This window comes from Mesorhizobium sp. M4A.F.Ca.ET.022.05.2.1 (assembly GCF_003998845.1).
Lineage (GTDB): Bacteria > Pseudomonadota > Alphaproteobacteria > Rhizobiales > Rhizobiaceae > Mesorhizobium.
In genome coordinates, this window is record NZ_RZOJ01000614.1 from 1 (window position 1) to 2,456 (window position 2,456).

The following is a 2,456-nucleotide window of genomic DNA, read 5'->3' on the forward strand; positions in this document are numbered from 1 at the left end:
GCCTTGTGACGGCGCCGATCAGCGTCTCGGCGACGACGAAGAGGGCGGCCGAGGAATCCCAGGCCGAGGGCACAGCGGTGCGTCCGGCGATGACATGGCGGGCGAAGCGGGCGATCGGCGACAGCCATTGATCGGTGAACAGCACGATCTGAACGCCGCGCTGATGCGCGGTCTCGGCAAAGCGCACCAGACTGTCCTGGTAGCGCCTGATGTCGAAGATCACCAGCACGTCGCGCTTGCCCATGTCGATCAGCCGGTCGCGCCAGATGCTTTCCTGTCCGGCGAGGTGGTAGACGTCCGGCTGGACGATGGCGAGGTGCGCGGCCATGTAGCGCGCCAACGGATCGGTGAAACGGCCGCCGATCAGGAAGGTCTTGCCGCGCCTGGCGGCGAGCAGTGCCCCGATGTCGGCAAGCTGCTTCTCAGACAGGTGCCTGAAGGTCTCGCGCATGTTCTCGAGCGTCGCCTCCAGCATCGGCGACACCGCGCCGCCGCCGGGCGAGGCCGGGTTGAGCGTGCGCGACGCCGGCGACTGCAATTGCGCCGCCAGTTCGTCCTGCAGCGCCGACTGGAATTCCGGATAGTTCTGGAAGCCGAGGCGGGCGACGAAACGCAGGATCGTCGGCGAGGACACGCCGGCTGCGGCCGAAAATTCGGCAACCGTCTTCAGCCCGATCAACGGATAGTTGGCGATCAGCGTCTGCGCCGCGCGCCGCTCGCCGGCCGGCATGGCGCCAATGCGGTCGGAAATCAGTTCGGCGATGCTGGAGATCATGGTTTTCCCCCACCTATTGGCCCGGTCGACGCTATTCCCCGAAATCGCGTTTGACAAAGCCGGACAAACTGTATGAAATCATCCGCACGGGCGCAATGAGACAAAATACGTAACATACGATACAGCGCTCCCCAGGGGACGACTGACTATGGAGACAGCACGGCCCGCCAGCCCTGCATCGCCTGAAACCGTAGGGGTAACGAACCCCGGCGGGGCGAGCCCGTTTGTTCTGACTTGCGACCACGCCTCCAACTTCCTGCCGGCCGAATTCGGCACGCTCGGCCTGCCGGCGGAGGACCTCTCCCGCCACATCGCCTGGGATCCCGGCGCACTGCCGGTCGCCCATCGCATGGCCGCCGCGCTCGACGCCACGCTGATCGAAACCCGCATCTCGCGCCTCGTCATCGACTGCAACCGGCCGCTCGATGCGCCGGACCTTGTGCCGCCGATAAGCGAGACCACGGTCATTCCCGGCAATGCCGGTCTGTCGGACAAGCAGCGCGCCCGGCGCATCGACCTGTCGTGGCGGCCGTTCCACGACACGATCGCGCGCATCATCGACGAGCGGCTGGCGCGTGGGCAGGAAACGCGGCTCGTGTCGGTGCATTCCTTCACGCCGGTCTACAAGGGCAAGAGCCGGCCCTGGCATATCGGCATCATCCATGACGAGGACCGCCGGCTGGCGGTGCCCCTGATCGCGGCGCTCAAGCGGCTCGCCGGCGTCGCCGTCGGCATCAACGAACCCTATTCGCCGGCCGACCGCGTCTATTTCACGCTGGAACGGCATGCGCGCTCGCGCGGCCTTGCCTGCGCGATGATCGAAATCCGCAACGACGAAATCTCCGGCGAGGCCGGGCAGCGGAAATGGGCGGATCTGCTCACCGGCATTTTTTCTGATCTGGAGCCCGAGGAGGCCAGCGGCTCCCGACAACGCGCAGTGGGAAAGTCAGTACAATCGGCCAGCTAAGAACTAAAGGGGACTTCAAATGACAGCACCGGGTTATACCGAAGTTGATAAGGCGGAGGACGTAAAGCACCTCCACAGCATGGGCTACGCCCAGGAACTGGAGCGGCGCCTCAGCCGCTTTTCGAATTTCGCGGTTTCGTTCTCGATCATCTGCATCCTGTCCGGCGGCATCAATTCGCTGGCGCAGGCCACCTCCGGCGCCGGCGGCATCGGCATCGGCATCGGCTGGCTGGTCGGCTGCTTCGTGTCGCTGACCTTCGCTGTCGCCATGTCGCAGATCAGCTCGGCCTATCCGACGGCCGGCGGCCTCTACCACTGGGGTTCGATCCTCGGCAATCGCGGCACCGGCTGGGTGACGGCCTGGCTCAACCTGCTCGGCCTGATCACTGTGCTCGGCGCCATCAATGTTGGCACCTGGACCTTCTTCGTCGGCGCCTTCGGACCGGCGCTGGGAATTGAAGGCAATCTGACCAACCAGATGATCTTCCTGATCATCATCACCGGCGCCCAGGCACTGATTAACCATCTCGGCATCAAGCTGACGGCGAAGCTCACCGACTTCTCCGGCTATCTCATCTTCTTTGGCTCGATCCTGATCGCGATCGTCTGCCTTGCCGCCGCCGAGACCTGGGACGTCAGCCGTCTCTTCACCTTCCACAACTACTCGGGCGATGCCGGCGCCGGCGTCTGGCCGTCGGTGTCGAACGCCTGGGT

The 2,456-nt window shown here is 64.9% G+C and carries 3 protein-coding genes; 2 read left to right on the forward strand and 1 reads right to left on the reverse strand.

The annotated features are described in order from the left end of the window. The coding region (locus EN745_RS33600; protein ID WP_145992296.1) for a MurR/RpiR family transcriptional regulator at positions 1-775 on the reverse strand (775 nt) is incomplete at its 3' end. A 148-nt stretch (positions 776-923) separates the two neighbouring features. On the opposite strand from EN745_RS33600, the gene EN745_RS33605 reads away from it, so the two are divergent. Next, the gene (locus tag EN745_RS33605) at positions 924-1,742 is read left to right on the forward strand and encodes an N-formylglutamate amidohydrolase (protein WP_127405539.1); all 819 of its coding nucleotides are present in this window, start codon (positions 924-926) and stop codon (positions 1,740-1,742) included. 19 nt (positions 1,743-1,761) lie between these two features. Next, the coding region (locus EN745_RS33610) for an amino acid permease (protein ID WP_127423230.1) at positions 1,762-2,456 on the forward strand (695 nt) is incomplete at its 3' end.

Excerpts from the sequence above, each read along its gene's own strand:
- EN745_RS33605 (WP_127405539.1), top strand. The coding sequence starts at position 924 with ATGGAGACAGCACGGCCCGCCAGCCCTGCATCGCCTGAAACCGTAGGG.